Origin of the sequence: Halorhabdus sp. CBA1104, assembly GCF_009690625.1 — an archaeon.
Taxonomy (GTDB): domain Archaea; phylum Halobacteriota; class Halobacteria; order Halobacteriales; family Haloarculaceae; genus Halorhabdus.
The window spans coordinates 671,249-691,732 of the sequence record NZ_CP033878.1; the positions used below are offsets into that span (position 1 = coordinate 671,249).

The 20,484-nt window shown below is 64.0% G+C and carries 20 protein-coding genes and 2 pseudogenes; 14 read left to right on the forward strand and 8 right to left on the reverse strand.

Translation table 11 applies throughout. The features are described from left to right. Positions 1-5: 5 nt before the first annotated feature. The 3 genes and pseudogenes from Hrd1104_RS03550 to Hrd1104_RS03560 all read right to left on the reverse strand — a co-directional run bounded on the left by Hrd1104_RS03550 (position 6) and on the right by Hrd1104_RS03560 (position 1,537). A pseudogene (locus Hrd1104_RS03550) lies at positions 6-178 on the reverse strand (50S ribosomal protein L37e). Beyond that, positions 175-360, reverse strand: coding sequence for an LSM domain-containing protein (locus Hrd1104_RS03555; protein WP_154551456.1), 186 nt, complete (start codon positions 358-360; stop codon positions 175-177). Before Hrd1104_RS03555 ends, Hrd1104_RS03550 begins: the two are co-directional and overlap by 4 nt. Before the next feature lie 106 nt (positions 361-466). Continuing rightward, positions 467-1,537, reverse strand: a complete 1,071-nt coding sequence (locus Hrd1104_RS03560; RefSeq protein ID WP_154551457.1) for a M20/M25/M40 family metallo-hydrolase — start codon at positions 1,535-1,537, stop codon at positions 467-469. Between the two features lie 133 nt (positions 1,538-1,670). Between Hrd1104_RS03560 and Hrd1104_RS03565 the strand changes: the two genes are divergently transcribed. Both Hrd1104_RS03565 and Hrd1104_RS03570 read left to right on the forward strand, forming a co-directional pair. Next, positions 1,671-1,934 carry a hypothetical protein gene (locus Hrd1104_RS03565; protein WP_154551458.1) on the forward strand — a complete coding sequence of 88 codons (264 nt, stop codon included), beginning with the start codon at positions 1,671-1,673 and terminating at the stop codon, positions 1,932-1,934. A 46-nt stretch (positions 1,935-1,980) separates the two neighbouring features. Then, positions 1,981-2,937 (forward strand): zinc-dependent metalloprotease, encoded by a 957-nt coding sequence (locus Hrd1104_RS03570; RefSeq protein WP_154551459.1) that lies wholly within the window; start codon positions 1,981-1,983, stop codon positions 2,935-2,937. A 35-nt stretch (positions 2,938-2,972) separates the two neighbouring features. Here Hrd1104_RS03570 and Hrd1104_RS03575 read toward each other — a convergent pair whose 3' ends face one another. Continuing rightward, positions 2,973-3,518: a hypothetical protein gene (locus Hrd1104_RS03575; protein WP_154551460.1), complete on the reverse strand. Its 546-nt coding sequence runs from the start codon at positions 3,516-3,518 to the stop codon at positions 2,973-2,975. A 119-nt stretch (positions 3,519-3,637) separates the two neighbouring features. Here Hrd1104_RS03575 and tenA point away from each other — a divergent pair. Both tenA and Hrd1104_RS03585 read left to right on the forward strand, forming a co-directional pair. Then, positions 3,638-4,302 (forward strand): annotated as a pseudogene (tenA, locus tag Hrd1104_RS03580) (thiaminase II). A 46-nt stretch (positions 4,303-4,348) separates the two neighbouring features. Then, complete coding sequence (locus tag Hrd1104_RS03585) at positions 4,349-5,863, forward strand: sodium:proline symporter (protein ID WP_154551461.1); 1,515 nt, start codon at positions 4,349-4,351, stop codon at positions 5,861-5,863. 50 nt (positions 5,864-5,913) lie between these two features. On the opposite strand, the gene Hrd1104_RS03590 is transcribed toward Hrd1104_RS03585, so the two are convergent. After that, positions 5,914-6,789, reverse strand: coding sequence for a hypothetical protein (locus Hrd1104_RS03590; protein ID WP_154551462.1), 876 nt, complete (start codon positions 6,787-6,789; stop codon positions 5,914-5,916). A gap of 221 nt (positions 6,790-7,010) precedes the next feature. Further along, positions 7,011-7,283 carry a hypothetical protein gene (locus tag Hrd1104_RS03595; protein ID WP_154551463.1) on the reverse strand — a complete coding sequence of 91 codons (273 nt, stop codon included), beginning with the start codon at positions 7,281-7,283 and terminating at the stop codon, positions 7,011-7,013. A gap of 134 nt (positions 7,284-7,417) precedes the next feature. Here Hrd1104_RS03595 and Hrd1104_RS03600 point away from each other — a divergent pair, with 134 nt between their 5' ends. From Hrd1104_RS03600 to Hrd1104_RS03615, 4 genes are all read left to right on the forward strand, one after another. After that, complete coding sequence (locus tag Hrd1104_RS03600) at positions 7,418-7,891, forward strand: redoxin domain-containing protein (protein ID WP_154551464.1); 474 nt, start codon at positions 7,418-7,420, stop codon at positions 7,889-7,891. A 110-nt stretch (positions 7,892-8,001) separates the two neighbouring features. Beyond that, positions 8,002-10,710 (forward strand): AAA domain-containing protein, encoded by a 2,709-nt coding sequence (locus Hrd1104_RS03605; protein WP_154551465.1) that lies wholly within the window; start codon positions 8,002-8,004, stop codon positions 10,708-10,710. 70 nt (positions 10,711-10,780) lie between these two features. Then, a complete protein-coding gene (locus Hrd1104_RS03610; protein ID WP_154551466.1) occupies positions 10,781-11,464 on the forward strand; it encodes a sugar phosphate isomerase/epimerase in 684 nt (227 codons plus the stop codon). A gap of 76 nt (positions 11,465-11,540) precedes the next feature. Then, on the forward strand, positions 11,541-12,764 hold the full coding sequence (locus Hrd1104_RS03615) for a lactate racemase domain-containing protein (protein WP_154551467.1): 1,224 nt from the start codon (positions 11,541-11,543) through the stop codon (positions 12,762-12,764). A gap of 86 nt (positions 12,765-12,850) precedes the next feature. Here the strand turns inward: Hrd1104_RS03615 and Hrd1104_RS03620 are convergent, their stop codons facing one another. Then, positions 12,851-13,120 carry an ArsR family transcriptional regulator gene (locus tag Hrd1104_RS03620; RefSeq protein WP_154551468.1) on the reverse strand — a complete coding sequence of 90 codons (270 nt, stop codon included), beginning with the start codon at positions 13,118-13,120 and terminating at the stop codon, positions 12,851-12,853. A 145-nt stretch (positions 13,121-13,265) separates the two neighbouring features. Here Hrd1104_RS03620 and Hrd1104_RS03625 point away from each other — a divergent pair, with 145 nt between their 5' ends. From Hrd1104_RS03625 to Hrd1104_RS03640, 4 genes are all read left to right on the forward strand, one after another. After that, on the forward strand, positions 13,266-13,565 hold the full coding sequence (locus Hrd1104_RS03625; protein WP_154551469.1) for a hypothetical protein: 300 nt from the start codon (positions 13,266-13,268) through the stop codon (positions 13,563-13,565). 19 nt (positions 13,566-13,584) lie between these two features. After that, positions 13,585-15,417 carry a ribosome biogenesis/translation initiation ATPase RLI gene (locus Hrd1104_RS03630; protein WP_154551470.1) on the forward strand — a complete coding sequence of 611 codons (1,833 nt, stop codon included), beginning with the start codon at positions 13,585-13,587 and terminating at the stop codon, positions 15,415-15,417. A gap of 45 nt (positions 15,418-15,462) precedes the next feature. Beyond that, the gene (locus Hrd1104_RS03635) at positions 15,463-16,233 is read left to right on the forward strand and encodes a PHP domain-containing protein (RefSeq protein WP_154551471.1); all 771 of its coding nucleotides are present in this window, start codon (positions 15,463-15,465) and stop codon (positions 16,231-16,233) included. A gap of 196 nt (positions 16,234-16,429) precedes the next feature. Then, the gene (locus Hrd1104_RS03640; RefSeq protein ID WP_154551472.1) at positions 16,430-18,124 is read left to right on the forward strand and encodes an L-lactate permease; all 1,695 of its coding nucleotides are present in this window, start codon (positions 16,430-16,432) and stop codon (positions 18,122-18,124) included. A gap of 32 nt (positions 18,125-18,156) precedes the next feature. Here Hrd1104_RS03640 and Hrd1104_RS03645 read toward each other — a convergent pair whose 3' ends face one another. Next, positions 18,157-18,678: an archaemetzincin family Zn-dependent metalloprotease gene (locus Hrd1104_RS03645; RefSeq protein ID WP_154551473.1), complete on the reverse strand. Its 522-nt coding sequence runs from the start codon at positions 18,676-18,678 to the stop codon at positions 18,157-18,159. Between the two features lie 155 nt (positions 18,679-18,833). On the opposite strand from Hrd1104_RS03645, the gene Hrd1104_RS03650 reads away from it, so the two are divergent. Beyond that, complete coding sequence (locus Hrd1104_RS03650) at positions 18,834-19,709, forward strand: TIGR01548 family HAD-type hydrolase (RefSeq protein ID WP_154551474.1); 876 nt, start codon at positions 18,834-18,836, stop codon at positions 19,707-19,709. 74 nt (positions 19,710-19,783) lie between these two features. Then, a complete protein-coding gene (npdG, locus tag Hrd1104_RS03655) occupies positions 19,784-20,452 on the forward strand; it encodes an NADPH-dependent F420 reductase (protein ID WP_154551475.1) in 669 nt (222 codons plus the stop codon). The last annotated feature ends 32 nt before the right edge of the window (positions 20,453-20,484 follow it).

Genomic DNA, 20,484 nt, shown 5'->3' on the forward strand with positions numbered 1-20,484 from the left:
GCGCCTTATTCGCCGGCCTTCTGTTGCCAGGCGTAGTCGCGTCGCTTGGCCGACTTGCCAAAGCCACACGAGGCACAGACGCCTTTCTTGACGTGGTAGGACTTCTCGCCGCAGCGTCGACAATTCACGTGTGTCGTCTTGTTCTTCTTCCCTTGGCTGGGGTTCCTTTCCCGGTCATGGTTGTATCGTGACGACGTTGTCGCCGCGTATAATCGTTGTGTCTTCGCCCGCTTGCAAGACCAGATTCATGTGTTGGTCGTAGCCGACGAGATCGCCGATGCGTTCAGTGTCGTCCTTGAGGGCGACGGTCACCTCGCTATCGAGGGCCGCTTCCAGGACATCCAACGGTCGATCGCTCATACGGCAGCCAGGGAGCGACTGCGGCATAAACCTACCGGATCACTGATCTTTCGACCGCCCGCTATCGAAACGAGGATGCCGATTCGACGGTCCAGCGTCGAGGGGGCTACGCGTCGGCGTCGAGGTCGACAGCGAACGGGGCGTACTGCTCTGCTTCGATCGCGAATGCACCGAGGGCCGTGGCCGCCGCGTCTAAGTCGTCGGTGTCGATCACTTCGACCGGCGTGTGCATGTACCGATTGGGCAGTCCCAGATTCAGCGAGGGGATGCCGCCGCGCTGGGTGTAAAAGGCGTCGGCGTCGGTGCCCGTTCGGATGCCCGTCGCCTGGAGTTGGACGTCGACATCTTCGGCGTCAGCGACTTCCCGGAGCGCCTCGACCAGTTGTGGGTGATTGGCGCTCCCGCGGGCGACGACTGGCCCCGCCCCGAGTTCGACGCCCGTCGATCGCTTGCCGGGGACGTCCGGTGTATCGGTGGCGTGGGTGACGTCCACGGCGATGATCGCGTCCGGGTCCAGGTCGAACCCGACCATCCGCGCCCCGCGGAGGCCCAGTTCTTCTTGGACAGTGCTGACGGCGTAGACGGTCGCGTCCGCGTCGGCCTCGCTCGCCTGACGCAACGCCTCCGCTGCGGTCCAGATCCCGACCCGGTTGTCCATCCCGCGGGCTGCAAGCCGTGTGTCGGCCAGCGATCGGAGCCCCGAGGAAAACGTGATCGGATCGCCGATTTCGACCCGATCCTGGGCTTCTTCCTCGCTCTCGACGCCGATGTCGACGTACTGTTCCGGGACGTCCGCTACTTCGTCGTCACCCTCACGCAAGTGGATCGCTACCTGTCCAACGACGCCCGCGACCGGCCCCTCGTCGGCGTGGATGGTGACGTGTTGGCCCCGCGTGACTGTCCGATCGGAGCCGCCGATCCGGGCGAGTCGGAGGAGGCCGTCGTCGGTGATCTCCCGGACCATGAACCCGATCTCGTCGCCGTGCCCGGCGATCGCGATTTCGGCGTCGCCGTCTCCCTCGTGGACGGCGACGGCGTTGCCGTACTCGTCGGTGCGGACCTCGTCGGCGAACGCCGAGACGTACTCGACCCAGACGCGCTGGCCGGGCTGTTCGAAGCCGGACGGACTCGACGTTTCGAGCAACGATTCGAGAAACGCTCGCTGTGAATCGTCCATACAGCCCTTGGGACCGGCTCCGGCTTGAACACCACGACTCGCTTCTCAGACGCGCGGGCAGAGCCGCTTTCGTCCCCTCCGACACGTTGCAACGGGCGGAACCTCTATACAGCCGCCGATCGTCGTTTCAGTCATGGCACAGTTCACGTTCCTCGAACTCCACTTCGAGGAAGATTCGATCCCTGGGTTGGACGGTCTCGGGAGCGCGACGAGCGACGACTCGAGCGACGAATCGGGCAGTGAGGCAGACGCCAGCGGGCGTCCCATTCTGCAGATCGCCGTTGGAATCGGTCTCGCCGTCGCGGCGGTCGCGATCGTCCGGCAACTCCTGGCTGAAGACACGAGCCCCGTGGAGGGAGCGGACGCCCTCGAAGCGGGAGAGCAACTCGACGAGTGACACGCCGGAGGCGAACGTCTAACCGCACGGAGTACCAGCCACAGGTATGGATGCGTATCGGAGCCTGCAAGCGGTCGCCGCTGCCGACGACGATGGCGTCGTCGACTGGGATGCCGTCGTCGAGGCTGCCACGAACGGGACTGATCCAGGATCGCTGTCCCTCTCGTCGGCCGACCAGGCGGCCTATGCCGACGACGTCGCCGATGCCAGAGATGCGATCGCCACGGCGATCGACCGTGACGTCGCGGTCCCGGAGACGATCCAGATTTTCAACCGCCACCACTGGATCGATGCCAATGCCGACACCTTCCGGCGGATTACCGCCCCGCTCGCGGAGCGAACGGCACCCTCTCCGCGAGCGGCCACCGTCCTCAACACTGGGACCATGTCGGTCCTGCTTGGCTTTCTGGCCCGGAACGTCATCGGCCAGTACGACCCGCTGTTGCTTTCGGGCTCGGAGGCCGACGAGCACGCGCTGTATTTCGTCCATCCGAATATCACGCAGACTGCCGCCGATCTCGACGTCTCACTGGACCGCTTTCGGCGCTGGATCGCCTTCCACGAGGTCGCTCACGCGGCCGAGTTTGGCGCGGCCCCCTGGCTCTCGACGTATCTGGAAACGCGGATGACGACTGCAATCGAGAAACTCACCGAGGGCAGTGTCGATCGGGACGCGTACACGGAACTCAACATGGCGATGACCGCCGTGGAAGGCTACGCCGAGCTGGTGATGGATCGGGCCTTCGACGAACCGGTCGCCGACCTGCGGGCGAAACTCGACGAGCGTCGTGGGGGCGGCGGGCCGGTAAAGCGCCTGCTCACGTACGTCTTCGGCCTCGGGATGAAGCGTCGTCAGTACGAGCGTGGGAAACAATTCTTCGATGTTGTCGCCGACGAGCGTGGTCTGGTCGGTGCGAGTGCCGTCTGGGACAGGCCCGAGAATCTGCCCACCGAGACCGAACTCGGCCGGCCCCAAGAGTGGCTGACCCGGGTCGATCCGTAGTCTCTCTGTCGGTTCGACGCTGCTAGGGTGGCCCGTCAGTAAAATCCGCGGTCGACGCTCTCGTCGATCAGATCGTCGAGTTCGGTCTCGAGTAGTGCTTCGGCCTCTTCGAAGGTGCTCGTCAGGTCGTCCATCACGTCGGGCCGGTCCCGGGGCTCGAACTCCATGGGGCCGTAGGCTGGGCTGTCCATAGCGTCCATCATATCTTCGAACAGCGCGTCGGGCGTCGTCGGGGCCTCGGCGTGGGTCTTGAGGACTTCTTCGACTCGGTTGGCCATCTGTTCGGCCTCGCGCTCGTCTTCGGCGGGTTGTTGGACGCCGAACAGGCCGGTGCCGTCTTCCGGGAAGAGTGGCTCGATGTCGTCCTCGAGCTTGCGGGCAACCTGCGTACCGACCCCCTGGACCTCGAAGGGGTTTTTCGCGTAGGTCTTGAGTTGGTAGACACCGACCGACGGGTGGCCGAGATAGAGGTCCTCGCCGATTCCGTTCGCGCGGTCGCCCCCGACGGCTCGCCAGCCATCCGGGTCGGTGTCGTTCTCTACGACGTCCTCGAGGATATCCTGCCAGTCACGAACGCGCATGCGAGAGCGTAGTCGACCGGTCAGAATGAACGTGACGGTCCGCGGTCGCGCTGTTTCACGAAGGATATAATGCTGTAGTATTAGCCAATTATAAACCAGTCCAGCACGACCCCTCTCACATGAGCTTTACCGACGACCTCCAGCCAACCGCCGACGACTACTGGACGGCGATCGTCGAGCATCCGATGGTCGCCCAGTTGGGTGAGGGAACGCTCGATGAGGAGCCGTTCACGCACTGGGTGCGCCAGGATTACGTCTACTTGATCGAGTACGGGCGCGTGTTCGCACTGGGGGCCGCAGCGGCCCCGTCGTTGGATCGGCTGGGGCGATTCGCGGAGCTACTCGATGCGACGATCAACACCGAGATGGACCTCCACCGAGAATACGCTGCCGAGTTCGGTATCAGCGAGGCCGAACTCGAAGCGACCGAGCCCTCGCCCACTACGCGTGGGTACACTGACTTTCTCGTGCGAACGGCGTCAGTGGGGACGTTCGGAGACACTGTCGCCGCGCTGTTGCCCTGTATGTGGGGGTTCAACGAGACGGCCAAACGCCTCGCGGCCCAGGGCCGCCCTGACGAGGCGCGATACGCGACCTGGATCGACACCTACGCTGGCGAGGAGTTCACGGAACTCACACAGTGGTGTCTCGATCTCATGGACGCGGTTGCGGCCGAGTCGACGGCCGCCCAGCGGGAACGGTACCGTGAGCTATTCGAGACCTCTGCCCGCTACGAATACCGCTTTGGGACGCTGCCTGGCGACAGGAGGCGTGGTCGATATGATTCGGAAAGAACCTGCGGCTAACACGTCCACTGGAGGTGACCGCTCGTGGTGAGTACTGGTCTCGCACTCGGCCTGACGGTCCTGACGCTGGTCGGGTTCGCCGGGCTGGGACTGTGGCACTCTCGGGGACGCGTCGGGTCGGTCGAGGACCTGATCACGGCAAGGGATTCGGTCGGCGAGGGCCGAATGACGGCCACGCTGGTCGCCTCGGTGATGGGTGTCTGGATCCTGCTGTCGGCGCCCGAGGCCGGCGCGAGCTTCGGGATCGCGGCGGTCGTCGGCTATGCGATCGGTGAGGCCCTGCCCATGCTCGCGTACGCAAAGATCGGCCCCCGGCTCCGTGAGGTGATCCCGGACGGCCACTCGCTGACCGAGTACGCCCACGCCCGGTACGGCGCGGCGATGTACGCCTTCGTGCTCGCGGTGAGTGCGCTGTACATGTTCGTCTTCCTCGCCGCCGAGTTGACGGGTATCTCCCGGGCGCTGGCGCTGATCGCGGCGGTTCCTCAGTGGCAGACGGCCGTCCTCGTCGGCGGGTTCGTCCTCCTGTACACCAGTTACGGTGGTCTCCGGGCGAGTATCTTCACCGATACGATCCAGGCACTCGTTGTCCTGCCGTTGCTCGTGGTTGCGGCCGTGGGCGCGATCCTCTCGCTTGGCGGGCCCAGCGCGGTCTACGACGGGATCGCCGCGACGAATCCGGCGTTGCTCGATCCGGGCTACTGGCCGGGACTGCAGTTCGGACTCGGCCTCTCGTTTGCCATCCTTGGTGCCGAGCTCATCAACCAGACCTGGTGGCAGCGCATCTACGCCGGTGTGGACAGCGAGACAGTCAGGCGTGGGTTCCGTTCGGCCTCGCTCCTCAACGGCGCGATCATGCTCGTGGCCGCCCTGTTCGGTGTCGTCGCCGCCGGCCACGCTAACATCGTGACCGACACCGCAAGCGCCGGCTACAACGCCGACGTGTCCTTCTTCGTGTTGCTCGGCGAAGCCTTCCCGGAGTGGCTTGTCCTGGCCGTGGTCTTGCTTGCGCTGTTGCTCGTGATGAGCTCCGTCGATACGCTGTTCAACGCCCTGTCGAGTCTCGTGACGGCTGACCTTCCCCGATTGCTTGACGAGCCCGCCGACCGGACGCTCCGGCTCGGTGCGCGGGCCTTTACCGTCGTCGTCGCCCTGGCGGCGATCTACGTGAGTCTGCGCGCCCGGAGCGTGTTGCGGCTGTTTTTCTTCGCCGATCTACTGGGTGCAGCCGTTGCGTTCCCGCTGATCTACGGACTGTACTCCCGGCGACTCACGGGGCTTGGCGCGCTGTTCAGCAGCCTCGCCGGTCTCGCGTTCGGGCTGGCGTATTTCCCGGATCTGCGCGGCTACATCACTGCCATCCCGGTCGTTGGTGAGGCCCTGCCGGCCGCTGATCCACTCTATGTGACCTCCTTTGCCGGCGCGTTCCTGCTTTCGACCGTGCTGACGTTGGTTGCGGCTCGGCTCTCTCGCCCCACGTTCGATCACGAGCTGTTGGGCGGGACCGTTCGGCAACTCGACGAGGAAACGGCCGATTGAAGCCGGGGTCTGTCGACGATATGTGAACGGTTTTTCGACGACGTAGCCCCTCACTCGACGTTCACTGTGTACGCTCGGTATTCACCTGGCAGTTCCATTTCGATCTGTAACGCTCCGTCCGCGTACAGGAACGTCTCGAAGTGAACCTCCGCCGTTTCGTCCCCTGGTATTGCCTCGGTGATCGAGTGGGCCGAGTAGCTCGGTCCCGACTTGTTGATCGCGGCCCGAAACGTCCCGTCCCCGCCGTTGTTCACAACTTGGAACGTGATTTGTAACTTGTCGTTGACGCTGGCTCGTTCCGGCACGGAGATCGACTGCACGTCAAAATCGGGGCGCGCTCCGTGCAGTGTGGACACGATCTGATCTGACACTCTGTGCCGGAACTCGCCGTCCGATAGTGCGGGGTGTGCCACGCTGAGGGTCGCGTCAGTGACGGGCGTCACCCGATCCGAGACGGGGAACGCGATCCACCCCTTCGGGTCTTCGGCCGTGTACTGATTGCCACGATTGCCCTCGTCCGGCGCGAGACTGTGGGTACTGTGCCCTGCGATCGCGGTCGCACCGCTGATGGTCGATTCGCCGGCCTCGATCGAGAACTCTGCCGGTCCTGGAGGCGCTGTCTCGAAGTCCGTTTCGAGTGTCACAAAGACGAACTGCCGATCGCCGAATCGAATCACACCCATCTGGTCTGCACTTTTCAGATAGAGGATCGACGATTGGACCCAAGCCCCTCCGACTGTGACAGCCTCGCCGCTGGGTGGATGGTTCGGATCGCTCTCGCTCGTTGCTCCATCGACCGTGCTCCCAGGTTCGGACCGTATCGTACTGTCTCGGGGCACCGATGTCGTGGAGGCAGACTCTTCGTTGCACCCCGCCAGCCCACCGACTGCCGCGAGTGCTGCCAACACCGACCGCCGTGTGTGCATGCGTTGCGTAACGCCTGTCACTACGTGTATTTTTATGAAGCGACTGTTGGGACGGCACTCCCCTTACCGTTGCCGTCGTTCGGGCGACCGCTGCTCGTGCGGGCGATCGGTGGCCACATCTCCCCCGAGTGCCCCCGTATCGCGGCCGAAATCGTCTGGTAGGACATTCGTCGCGGCGGTGCCGACTGTGCTCTGTTGGCTCGCCCTCGCTCTGTGACTACTCACGCGTCCGCAACTGCGGCGGCGATCGCTTCCAGTTCCGCTTTTCTGAACGGCCCGTCCGCATCGCGCTCGTCGTCGAGCCCCTCGACACGTTGGGCGATCGCGGCTCGCATCGTTGCTTTCCCCGGGAGGCTCCCGTCTCCTACGTCGTGGCCGACAGCCGTGGAAATCGCCGCGAGGTCTTCCTTGGTGAAGCCGGTCGAGATCTCGCGCTCGAACCGACCGGTCGACTGGCGGATCTCGTTGCGGAGGTCGTCTACTGTCTGTGACACACCCCCACCACACAACGCAGTCGCCTCAACGTTACGGTCGAGTGGACCTGGCCCGTCGAGAAAGCGCCGAATCGCCCGTCTACATTGTCACGACGGCGGGCTTTTAGGGGGACGGGGACGTACCATCGCTCGCTATGGTCTCAGAAAGCGACACGGCACCGACGTTCACGGCGACGTACAACGGTAGCGACCACGAGACGTTCGATCTCGAAGACCATCTCGGCGACGGCCCAGTCGTCCTCGCGTTCTTCCCGGGTGCGTTTACGCCCCCGTGCTCGAACGAGATGGTCGCCCTGCAGGACCACCTCGCGGATTTCGAGGCCGCCGGGGCGACGCTGTTCGGTATCAGTGCGGACTCGTCGTTCTCCCTGGGCGCGTTTGCCGAGGAGTACGATCTCGGGTTCGATCTCGTCAGCGACATGAGCGGTGAAGTGATCGAATCCTACGGGCTCTCGATCGATATTCCGGATCTCGGCCTGTACGGCATCGCAAACCGTGCTGTCTACGTCCTCGACGACGAGGGGACAGTCACCCTCGCCTGGGAAGCCGAGGACCCGACTAACGAGCCCGACTACGAGGAACTACTGGCGGCCGTCAAGTCGGCTTGAGCGCAGACAGCGACCGATTACTGCCCCGAGACAAGGCGGTCTGACCTGTTATCCTTTCGGCATGTCCGGGCCACCGACAGTGTTTTTCCCGCTCCGGACCTGTCACCGGTGTGCATCTGCGCGGCCCCGTCCTCGAAGTTGGTGAGTCACAAACCGTCAGTACGCAGTACGGCGAGCGCGACCTCGCGGAAGTCTCGATTCGCCCGGACGAGGGGCGTACAGCAGCCGTCACGGTCACGCTGTGGGGAAAGTGGACGGAGACAGCCGACGTGCTCGAACCCGGCATGGAACTGGCTGTCTACGACGCCGACGAGCGCGAGTATCGGGGAGAGAGGACCTACCAGACCGGCGAGGGGACAATGGTCGTCGTCGAGCCCGAGTTCATCGTCGACGTGACCGACGTCCGCTCGTGGGTCCAGTGTCCGCGCATGTACTACCTGAACAAACTTTCTGGGACGCCGCTTGCCTATCCCGTCGTCAAGGGGACGATCGTCCACGAGGTCTTTGGCGACTTGCTCCGCGGGCGTGACGTCGAGACAGCCGTCGCCGAGCGGGTCGAAGAAGTCGGCCTCGAACTCGGCTTGCTGGGCCGAGATGCCGAGACCGTCCGCGAGGACACACGCGACCATGCTCGTGCGATCGAGGGGTGGCTCCAGCAGGGCCATCTCACCGACGGTGGCCAGCAGACTTTCGGCCCGGCCGAAAGCGAGTGGCGCTCGGAACAGACTCTCATCAGCGAGCGCTACGGCCTGAAAGGGCGGGCCGACGCCGTCCGGCGCGGGATGCCCGTCGAACTCAAGACCGGCAAGAACACGAACCGAGAACCCCGCTTCCAGGACAAGATTCAGGCCGCCGCCTACGCACTCGTCCTCGGGGAACACGGCGAGGAGCCGCCCAATACGGGGACGTTGCTCTACACGAAAAACGCGGCTGTCGACCGCAGCGAGGAAGGTGGCGATCTCTCGCCGGCCAAGGAGTTCTCGATCGGGTCGGGCCTGCTTGAGTTCGTCGTCCGGACGCGCAACGAGATCGCCGCGATGGAACACGGGATGGACGTCCCGACTGGCTACGAGGCCGATGCCAAGTGTGAGTACTGCTTCGAGCAGGACACCTGTATGGCAGTTTCGGGACGCCTCGATCAGGAATCGAAGGCCGGCCAAATTGGCAATGCGATCCCCGAGACCGAACGTACGTACTTCCGGCGGCAGTACCGTGCGATCGAGGCGGAACGCCGCGCTGCCCACCGTGAGTACGCCAAACTCTGGCGGCAGGACAAAGCGGAGCGGGCGGCCGCCGATCGCGCGCTGATCGACCTCGAACCCACCGGCCAGCGGGAACTCGATGGCGGCCGCTGGGAGTTGCGTGCAAAAGCCACGGGCGCGACCTCGAAGATCCGGGAGGGTGACGTGGTGCTGGCGAGCGACGGCGATCCAATCGGCGGCGACGCGGAACTGGCCCGGGTCCAACGACTGTCCGACGAAATCGTCGTCACGGCCGACGAGCCGGTCGAACTCCGGCGGCTCGATGTCTACCCGTCGGAACTGTCGACCGACCGGATGCTCACGGCCGTCCACGACGCCCTGCTCGGGCAGTCCGATGAGGAGAAAGCCGTCCTCTTTGGCCGCCAAGAACCCACGTTCCGCGACGTCGGAGAGACGTTCGTCGAGAACAATCCGGCCCAGGATCGGGCGGTCCGGCGAGCCGTCGGTGCCGAGGACTTCGCGTTGATCCACGGCCCGCCGGGGACGGGCAAGACCTACACGCTCGCGACGCTCGTCGACGCCCTCGTCGAACGCGGCCAGCGCGTTCTCCTCTCGGCCTTTACCAATCGCGCCGTGGACAACGCCGTCGAGGCACTCCTCGAGCAAGGCGTCTCGAACGTGGTGCGGATGGGGACCGAAACCGGCGTCCGCGACGACCTCCAGCACGTCAGACTCGATCCCGCTGGCGATCCGGACGAGCGGGCAACCACGCTGACGGACGCGCCAGTCGTCGCCGCGACGACGGCGACCTGTGGCTCCCGAATCATGCGCGAACAGGACTTCGACGTGGCCGTCATCGACGAGGCGGGCCAGTTGACCGAACCCGGCGCGCTGGCGGCTGTCGCCCGCGCCGACCGGTTCGTCCTCGTCGGCGACCACCAGCAACTGCCGCCGGTCGTCCGCAGCGAGGGCGACGTCACTGGAGACGCGGCCGACCTCTCTCAATCGCTGTTCGAACGCCTGATCGACGCCCATCCCGCGGCCGGTGTGCTGCTCGATCGCCAGTACCGGATGGCCCAGCGCATCCAGGCCTACTCCTCGCGGGAGTTCTACGACGGCCAGTTGCGGCCCGCCAACGGTGCGATCGCCGGGCAATCACTCGGCGACCTCGATGGGGCCGATCCGTCCGCGCTGCCCACCAGCCTCCGGGACCGAGTGGCGTTCATCGACCCGGACGGGCGCGCTGAGGGGAATACCAACCCTACGGAAGCCCAAACCGTCGCCGAAACAGTCGACTCGTATCTGGCTGCCGGGCTCGATCCGACGGACGTGGGCGTCATCGCGCCCTACCGTGCCCAGGTGGCCGAGATTGGCCAGCGCGTGCCCGAAGGCGTCACCGTCGATACCGTCGATCGCTTCCAGGGATCCAGCAAAGAGGTGATCGTCGTCTCGTTCGTCGCGACCGGCAGCCTCGAAGGGCCGATTTTCGAGGACTATCGGCGGATCAACGTCGCCCTGACGCGGGCAAAGCGGGCGCTGGTACTGATCGGTGACGCCGACGCCCTCTCGACGGACGAGCGGTACGGTCGGATGGTCGCGTGGGCACGTGGCGATTAAGTTGGCCACGCAGCGTTTCGTCCGCCACCCAGACCGACAGCGGCAAGGCTGACGACGGTCAACACAGCCCGTGACGGTCGAATCAGACGGGCCGACGGTTGCTGGCAAGTGTGTGCCCGAACCGGCAGCACTCTCGGCCGCGAGCGAGCGGGGGTTCGACGCCGTCGAACTGTATCTCGAACGCCCCCATCTCGACGCATTCGAGGAGACGCTGGCGGCCGTACGGGACTCGCCGGTGACTGCTGTCTCGGTCCATACACCCCACGTGGGACTCGACGAAACGGACTATTACCGACTGGCTGATCGTCTCGCGGTCGAACTGGCTGCCTATCTCGTGTTGCACTCTAAGCGCGTCTTGCAGGTGTTTGTGCCGACAGTCGAGGAAATTGGCTTTTCGGCCCCACACGGCCACGAGAACAACACCGGCGCGAGCGCCCTGCACCTTGAGGAGATGATCCTTTCCCCCGGCAACGAACTGGTGCTGGATACGGCCCATCTCTACATGGCCGAACGTGAGTACCAGCGCGCGCTCGATCGGCTCCTCTCGACCTATCCCGACCAGATCGGCGTCGTTCACTTGACCGACGGCACGCGCCGGAACGATGGACTCTCCTTTGGCGACGGTACGATTGATCTGGGCGAGACGATCCGGACGATTCAGGCGTCGGTGTTCGACGGCCCCATCGTTCTCGAAGTGATGCCCGACGAGCAGGCTGCCGCCAATCAGGTGTTTCAGGGCCACTGGTCGGACTAGCGGGCAGACACTACGAGGGACGGCCCCATCGGTGGGCAATTCCTATGAAGCTCGCCGACTATCTTCGACCGAACAGATGCCATTCGAAGTCCCCCACGGAGACGACTACCTTGCGGTTGATCTCCCCGACTGTGACGTAACGATCGCTGAACTACCCGGCGGTGAACCCGTCGACGTCCGCGAGGCGGCCGAAGCCGCCGTGGCCGATCCACACGGGCCACCGCTCGCCGAACGCGCCGACCCGGACGACGAGGTGGCGATCGTCGTCACGGACGTGACCCGCGACGCGCCGGACGGCGTCATGGTGGACGTCCTCTTCGAGGAACTGCACGCGGCGGGTGTCGATCGCGACCAGGTGCGAATCGTCCTCGGCCTGGGGCTCCATCGCCCGATGGACCACGCGGAGATCGAAGCCGAACTCGGTGAGTACGCCGCACTCGCGGAGAACCACGATCCCGACGATACTGTCACCGTCGGGGAAGTCAACGACGTCCCGATCGAGATCTACCGCCCCGTCGCCGAGGCCGATCTGGTACTCACGACGGGCCAGAGCGAACCCCACCAGTACGCGGGCTTTTCCGGCGGGGCCAAAACCGTTGTCATCGGCGCTGGCGGCGAATCGTTCATCAAGTACACGCACGGCCCGGAGATGCTCAGCCAGGACGACGTTAAACTGGGCAAGATCGACGGCAACCCCTTCCGGGAAGCCGTCGAGGAGGCCGGCCAGATGCTCGGCCTCGATTTCTGTCTGAACGTCACGCCCGGGCCGGATGGCTTCCTGGACGCGGCAGCAGGTGACTCGGGTGCGGTCGTCCGCAACCTGGCCGAGACCGCCCGCGAAGCATTGGCCTTCGAGGTCGACGAGCAATACGATGTCGTCGTCTCCGGCGTCGGCGCGCCCAAGGACGCCCAACTGTACCAGACGACGCGGGGGATCACTTACGTCGTCCTCTCGGACGGTGCGCCAGTCAAGGAGGGCGGTCGCGTCGTCGTGCCCGCCGTACTCGACGAGGGCTATGGCGCGGGCCGCGGCGAGGAACGCTTCTACGAGTGGCTCTCGGGGGCCGAGGATGCCGAATCGTGCTACCAGGCCATGCTAGAGGGGTACGAACCCGGCGCTCAGCGTGGGTTCGTCACAGTCCGGTCGCTCCGCCATGGTGACGCCTACATCACGAACAGTGAGGACCCCGAACTCGTCGAGGACTGTCTCATGAACGCGGCAGCGACGGTCGAAGACGCGATCGAACCCGGGAGCGACGTGCTCGTCGTGCCCAAAGCGCCCAAAACGTTGCTCGTCTGACGGCCCCGGCAAGTCACAGGACTCTCGGGACGGGTGGACGAACTGTTTCCGTTGTCGTCGCCAAGTGCGGAGAGAAGACGCGGTAGTTAGTCCGAGACGGCCTGATCTTGTTGTTCAGTGCCGTCCTCAGTCGTCAGTTCGTAGAGGTTCTGCCGGGCGTCTGCGAAGTAGACGTCCTCGGAGACGACGTCGACTTCTTCGAGTCGTTCGAGGGCGTACCGGACTGTGCGGGCCGAGAGCATCGATTCCTCGACGATCCCCTTCTGGGTTAGTGGCCCCTTGTACTCGAGGACCTTGTAGACGAGTTTTGCGCTCGGCGGGAGGTCTTCGATCCCCTCTCCGTCGGATTCAGCCATTGAAGTCCATTCGGGACGCCGGCCGTATAAAGATTGAGGAGTCAGATCGCTGGCTTACCGGGCAGTACTGTCGGGACTGGAGCCATGTAGCAGGCCTGGATCGCCGAACGAACGCCTTTTTAGCCCGGGTGGCCGACTTTGGGGTATGGCTACCGAACAGACGCGACAACTGACCGGTCACGTAAAGAGCGTGACTGTGACGGCCCTGACTGCCGTGATGGGGGTCCTGGCCGGGCTGGCCTCGGACGTGATGGGACTTGCTGCAACGGAGAATACGGCGCTTGGACTGCTCGCTGGCGCGATCATCGTCCAATTACCGGTCTTGCAGGTCGCCGGGGTCGACATCGGTGAGTTCTCGACGAAGGATTATCTCTACATCGCCTTCATGACGTTCTCGATGTGGTTCGTCACGTGGTCGATCCTGCTGACGTCTGCCCCCGCCTAATTCCTGGAGGATTTGATACATGGCTGAAGATTCTATCGCCGTCGTCGACCTTGATCGCTGTCAGCCCGACCGCTGTAACTACGAGTGTGCCAACTTCTGTCCGCCAAACCGGACGGGCAAAGAGTGCATCGTCACGCGAGAGGAACGGTTCGAAGAAGGCGACCCCTACAGTGGCGGGGCCGATCAGGTCTGGATCAGTGAGGAGATCTGTCTCGGCGAATCCTGTGGTATTTGCGTCGAGAAGTGCCCGTTCGACGCTATCGAGATCATCAACCTGCCACAGGAACTCGATGACAACCCCGTCCACCGCTACGGAGAGAATGCCTTTGCGCTGTACGGACTCCCGGCCCCCGAACCAGGGCGCGTAACGGGGATTTTGGGACCGAACGGAATCGGGAAGACGACCGCGGTGCGCATGCTTGCCGACGAACTGACACCGAATCTGGGCCAGTTCGAGGAGTCCCCGGAGTGGGACGCAGTGCTCGATGCCTACCGCGGAACGGCCCTGCAGGATTACCTCGAATCCCTGCTGGACGGTGACGTCACGGTCGCCCGGAAACCACAGTACGTCGACCAGATCCCCGAGCAGTTCGACGGAACGACCCGGCAGTTGCTCGAACGCACCGACGAGCGCGGTGTCTTGGACGACCTGATCGAGCGCGTGGGCATCGGCCCCGTCGTCGATCAAGACATCGATACGCTCTCGGGTGGGGAACTTCAGCGGGTCGCCCTCGTGGCGGCTGTCGCCCGCGATGCTGACTTCTACTTCCTAGACGAAGTGTCACCGTACCTTGATATCGGTCAGCGGATGACTGCCGCCCGGCTGATTCAGGAACTCGCCGAAGAGGAAAACCGCTCGGTGCTGGTCGTCGAACACGACCTCGCTATTCTGGACCTGCTCGCCGACGCTATCCACGTCGGCTACGGCCGGCCAGGTGCCTTCGGTGTCATTACCGACCCCAAATCCGTCAAAAGTGGGATCAACGAGTACCTCGCGGGCTATCTGGAAAACGAGAACATGCGCATCCGCGAGGAGGCCATCGAGTTCGAGGAGCACGCCCCTCGATCGGTCAGTACCGGTGATACGGTCATCGAGTACCCGGCCTTAGAGAAGAGCTACGGCGAAGGCGAGTTCTCGCTTGCCGTCGAGTCGGGACAGATTCGGGAGAGCGAGGTGCTCGGCGTCGTCGGCCCGAACGGGATCGGGAAGTCCACCTTCGCGAAGCTGCTGGCCGGCCGCCTCGAATCGGACGCCGGCGAGATCGACGCCGAACTCGACATCTCGTATAAACCCCAATACGTCGAGGTCGACCAGCCGATGCGCGTCGACGCCTTTCTCTCCTCGATCGCCGAGGACTTTGGGACCTCTTACTGGAACACCGAGATCGCCCAGCCACTCCAGCTCGAGGAGATCATGGAGCAGCAACTCACCGATCTCTCTGGCGGGGAGCGCCAGCGCGTGGCGATCGCGGCCTGCCTCTCGCGGGACGCCGATCTCTACCTGCTGGATGAACCAAGCGCTCACCTCGACGTCGAACAGCGCGTCCTGGCGACCACCGCGATCCGCCGCTATGCCGAGAACCACGACGCGACGGCCATGGTCATCGATCACGACATCTACATGATCGACCTGCTGGCCGATCGCCTGCTGGTCTTCGACGGCGAACCGGCGGTTTCGGGCCACGCCAGCACGCCCCAGTCGATGCGGGACGGGATGAACGACTTCCTGAGCAACCTCGACATCACGTTCCGCCGGGACGAGCGCACGTCCCGACCACGGATCAACAAACCGGAGAGTCAGCTCGATCGCGAGCAAAAGCAGGCCGGCGAGTACTATTACGCCCCCGAGTAACCGGGAACGAAACCCGCAAGTCCGTCCTCACCGAACGAGTGGCTGATGCACGACTATCACGTGCACACTACCTACTCCGACGGGTCGTTGTTGCCCCGTATGGTCGCCGCCGCCGAGCAGGCAGGCCTGGACGGGCTCGGGCTCGCCGATCACTGTAACGTCTTCGACACCGAAGGGGCGCGCGCCTACCGGGACGCCTTCGGGTTCAACCTGGATCTCACCCACGAGCGCCGTCGCCGGGCGATCGAGCGGTATCGCGACCGGACCGACCTCCGGCTGTACGACGGCGTCGAGATGGACTATCATCCCGACCACGAGGATGCTATCGACGAGTTCCTCGCCGACGCGGCGTTCGACTATGCGATCGGGAGCGTCCACCAACTCGACGGGGCAAACGTCCACGACCGAGAGCACTTCGCCGCGCTCTCGCCCACCCAACGGGAGCGCGCGGTCGAAACGTACGTCGATCGAGTGGTTGGGCTGCTCGACTCGGACCTGTTCGATATCGCGGCCCACATCGATCTCGTCGAGCGCAATCCGGCACTTCGGGGTCTGTTGTCCGAGAACCACTACCGTCGGATCGCCGACGCGCTGGCCGCCTCACAGACTGTCCCCGAGATCAATGCCGGTCGCGTCACCCGGGAGTATGGTGACTTCCATCCAAGTGAGGAGTTTTTCGAGACACTGGTCGATGCCGGCGTCGGGTTCACGATCGGCTCGGACGCACACGAACCCCAAGAACTGCTCGAGTGTACCGACCGACTCGAATCGACCGTCGAGCACAGAGACGTTCCGATCGTCGAACTGGGCCTCTGAGGAGCGATGAACCAGGGGTGGCTCCCAGCTTGATTGTCGACCGGCGCGTTCAGTAACGCTGAGACAGCGACGCGACCGAGCGCAGGTAGCACGTTGCAACTATCTTTCACATGGCCAGCATCAATGTCGATCGATCGAGGCAAATAGCGAACTGAATCGAGTGACTATTACCGCGGGACCTGTCACAGACGTGTAGATGACGAGTACTGGGCTCTTAGCACTGGCGGCGAGTCTCCCAATCGTCGTTTCGTTCGTGTTGTTGGCCGGGCTGCGTTGGTCGGCCGCACGATCGATGACTGTCGGCTGGGTGATCGCCGCGGCACTCGGACTTGGCGTGTGGGGTATGGAAGGCACATGGTTCGCGGCAGCGGCGCTCAAAGGCGTCCTTGGCGCGGTTGATATCATCCTGATCGTCTTCGGGGCCATCTTGTTGATGAACTACCTCGAAGTCGGCGGCTCGATCAGTACGATCCGGTGGTTCTTCCGGCGCATCGAGAGCGACCGGCGCGTCCAGTTGCTGTTGATCGGGCTGGGCTTTGAGACCATCATCGAGGGCGTCGCCGGCTTCGGGACGCCCGGGGCGCTGGCCGCGCCGCTGTTTATCGGCCTGGGCTTTCCGCCGCTTGCGGCGGCGGTGTTCGGACTGTTCTTCAACGCTCCCAACCCGCAGTTCGGGGCCGCGGGGACGCCGATTATCGGCGGGGTCGACCAAGGGATGAGTGCCGAGCTGATCGACGGAAAGAGCATCGAGGCGTTCAAGATGATCGTCGGCCAGTGGACCGGCGTGATGACCGGGCTGACCTTCGTCTTCTGGGGCATCCTCGGCGTCTTCCTCCTGATTTACTGGTTTGGCGACGAGGACGAACGCTCGCTGCGTGGGGCGGCCCGGTCGACGCTCCCAATTCTCCCGTTCGCGCTCGTGTTGGGCGTGATCACTGGCCTCGTCCAGTGGGCTGTTGCGTGGTTCGTCGGCTACTCGTTGCCGGACATCGCCGCCGGGTTCGTGGTGATCGGCGTCGGGATCGTCATGGCGAACGCGAACGTCCTCGTTCCCGAACGCAAGTGGACGTTCCCCGACCGCAGTGGGTGGTCGGATACCTGGCTTGGGGGCCTCGATCTGGCTTCGATCAGCGATGACGAGCCGACCAAGGAGATGCCCGTCTGGCTCGCCTGGACACCGTACCTGCTGGTTGCCGGCTTCCTGCTGGTGACTCGCTGGCCCGGCCTGGGCATCGAGAGTCAGCTCCAGCAGTTTACCATTGGCGTTACTGGCCTGTTGGGTACCGAACTCGGCTGGAACCTGCAGTATCTCTACTTGCCGGGAACGATGCCGTTCATCCCGATCGCACTCGGTACTGGCCTCCTGTACCGACTGGATCTCGAAGGGACTGTCGAGGCCTGGCGGGAATCGATCCGGCAGGTCGCACCGGCGGCGATGACATTGGTTGTCGTGGTCTCACTTACTCAGATCATGCGCCAATCCGCCCAGAATCCCGAGAACATCGCGGGAATGATGCAGGTTCTCTCGGAAGTGCTGGCGACCGCCGCTGGCGGTGCTCTGCCGATGGTCGTCCCGTGGATCGGTGCACTGGGGACGTTCGTCACTGGCTCGAACACGGTCTCTGACATCCTGTTCAATGCCTTGCAGTACAACGCTGCCGAGAACGTCGGCCTCTCGAAAGGGCTGATCGTGGCCATTCAGAACGTCGGCGGCGGGGTCGGGAACATGGTCTCCGTCCAGAACATCGCGGCGATCTGTGGCGTCGTCGGCATCGCTGGCCGGGAAGGGGACATCCTCCGGAAAGTGATCGTCCCGACGGTTATTTTCGCGCTCTTTGCCGGTTCGATCGGCACGCTGTTGGTGTACGTGGTCGCACCCGGTGTGTTCTGAGAACTGCTCTGCTTCGAGGCGCGGCCGACCGCTCAGAGGACGCGCCGCTGGCAGCTCCCACAGAGGGTCTGTTCTTTGAGATCAACCTGCCGGACGCGCGGTGAGAAACTCATGACACAGCGTTTGTTGTCACAGTGTTCGAGACCGAGTGTGTGGCCGATCTCGTGGACGACCTCTTTGCGGACGCGTTCGGCGAACACTTCCCCAGAGGACTTATTCGAGAGGCCGCCGTCCGAGGACGTCTGGAGTCGGTGTGTCGAGATGACGCTACCGCTGCCGTCCAGGTATGCAAGCCCGAACACGTAGTTGCGGTTTCGATAGAACAGGTCTCTGGCAGTAATTGCGACGTTCTTCTCGCCCACGCCCACCCGCTTTGCAAGGTCGATGAACTCTTCGGCACGGTACTGATCACGATCGGGATCGTGCGCGCCGGCGGGGACCGATTGGGCATCGTGGACGCTGACATCACAGTCGAAGACGGAACGCAACCCGGCGGATGCTTCCCGCTTGACGATCGCGGGCAGCTCACCAACCGGCACGATGTCCACGTGCATGGAGATGGATATGATCGGACGAGGCTTAAAAACCTCGCCCTCGGAGACGCCCGCTGGTACAGGGATTGTGCCCAGTCGTGTCTGTCGACGTACACGACCGCGATAGGCGGCAGTCGGAACACCCATTGTCTGTGAGTGCGTCACACCGTGCACGAATGGACACTGATGCGGTTGTCCTCGATGTCGACGGCGTCCTCCTCGATGTCGCGGACTCCTATCGTCGGGCCGTCGTCGAGACGGTCGCCCGAGTGCACGACGAGCGGATCGCTCGCTCAGCGCTCCAGCCGTTCAAAGACGCCGGCGGCTTCAACAACGACTGGATGCTGACCGATGCGCTCGCGTTATACGTACTGGCTCGGGCGGAAGGGCTCGAACTGAGCGTCGAGACGTTCACCGATCACATTGCCGCCTCTGGGGGCGGGTTTAGCGGCGCACAATCCGTCATCGACGATCGCCTGCCTGCTGACGCCCGAGAACGTATCAATACGGCACTCGACCGGGCGTACAACCGTGAGATCTTCCAGCAACTGTATCTCGGGAGCGATCTGTACCGCGAGATCGAGGGCGCAAAACCGGTCCTCGACGAACCGGGGTACATTCACGACGAACCAGTCCTCATCGACCGTGAGACCATCGAGGCCTTGCAGACGCACTTCGACGTCGGTATTTTGACTGGCCGGCCAGCAGCGGAGGCCGACATCGCCCTCGACCGTGCTGGCCTCTCGGTTCCCGACGCCCACCGGTTCACGATGGACGACTGGGAGGCGGGCAAGCCCGACCCCGCCGCTTTGCAGACCCTCGCCGAGCGATTCGACGCCGAGACTGTCGCCTTCGCGGGCGATACCTTAGACGACGTTCGCACGGCTGTCAACGCTGCGGCGGCCGATCACGAGCGCACGTACCACGGGATCGGTGTCCTCACTGGCGGGCTGACTGGCGAAGAGGGGCGTGTGGCATTCGCGGACGCTGGGGCCGAGGCAGTCGTCGAGACGGTCAACGAGTTGCCCGCGTTGCTGGATCCCAGCGGGTGAGGCGTTTTCGGCGCGTGACGCGTCAGTTGCCAATACCGTAGCAGGCTTAACGCCACTCGACCCAATGATGAGATATGCGAGTTGCGATTCTCGGCGGAACCGGTGACGTTGGGGAAGGCCTCGCCCTCCGGTGGGCGCACGACACCGACCACCAGCTTGTCATCGGTTCCCGCGATGCCGAACGAGCCAGGAGCGCTGCGGACGAATACGAGACGGAACTGGCCGACCAGGGCCTGGACGTGACCATCGAGGGACTGGCTAACGAAGCGGCCGTGACGGGTGCCGACGTGGTTGTCACAGCGGTCCCGGCTTACCACCTCGTCGAGACGATCGAAGCCGTCAGAGACGATCTCGCAGCTGGGACGGTACTGGTCAGTCCGGCCGTGGGGATGAAACGGGACGAAGCCGGCATGCACTACAACCGGCCGGGTGCCGGCAGCGTCACGGCGCTTGCGGCCGACGCTGCGCCGGCAGATGTCCCCGTCGTCGGGGCGTTCCACAACCTGGCTGCCGGCCGGCTGGCAGATCTGGACGCCGAGCTCTCCATCGACGTGTTGCTGGTTGGTAACGACGACGATGCACTGGGGACGGTCGCGTCGCTGACCGAGGCTATCGATGGGCTCCGAGCGTTACACGCCGGTCCCATCGACAACGCGGCCGAGGTCGAGTCAGTGACGCCGCTGTTGATCAATCTGGCCCAGTACAACGACGACCACCACGACGTAGGCGCCCGCTTCGAGTAGGCAGCCACTCGATCTGTTTTAGCCATCTCAGT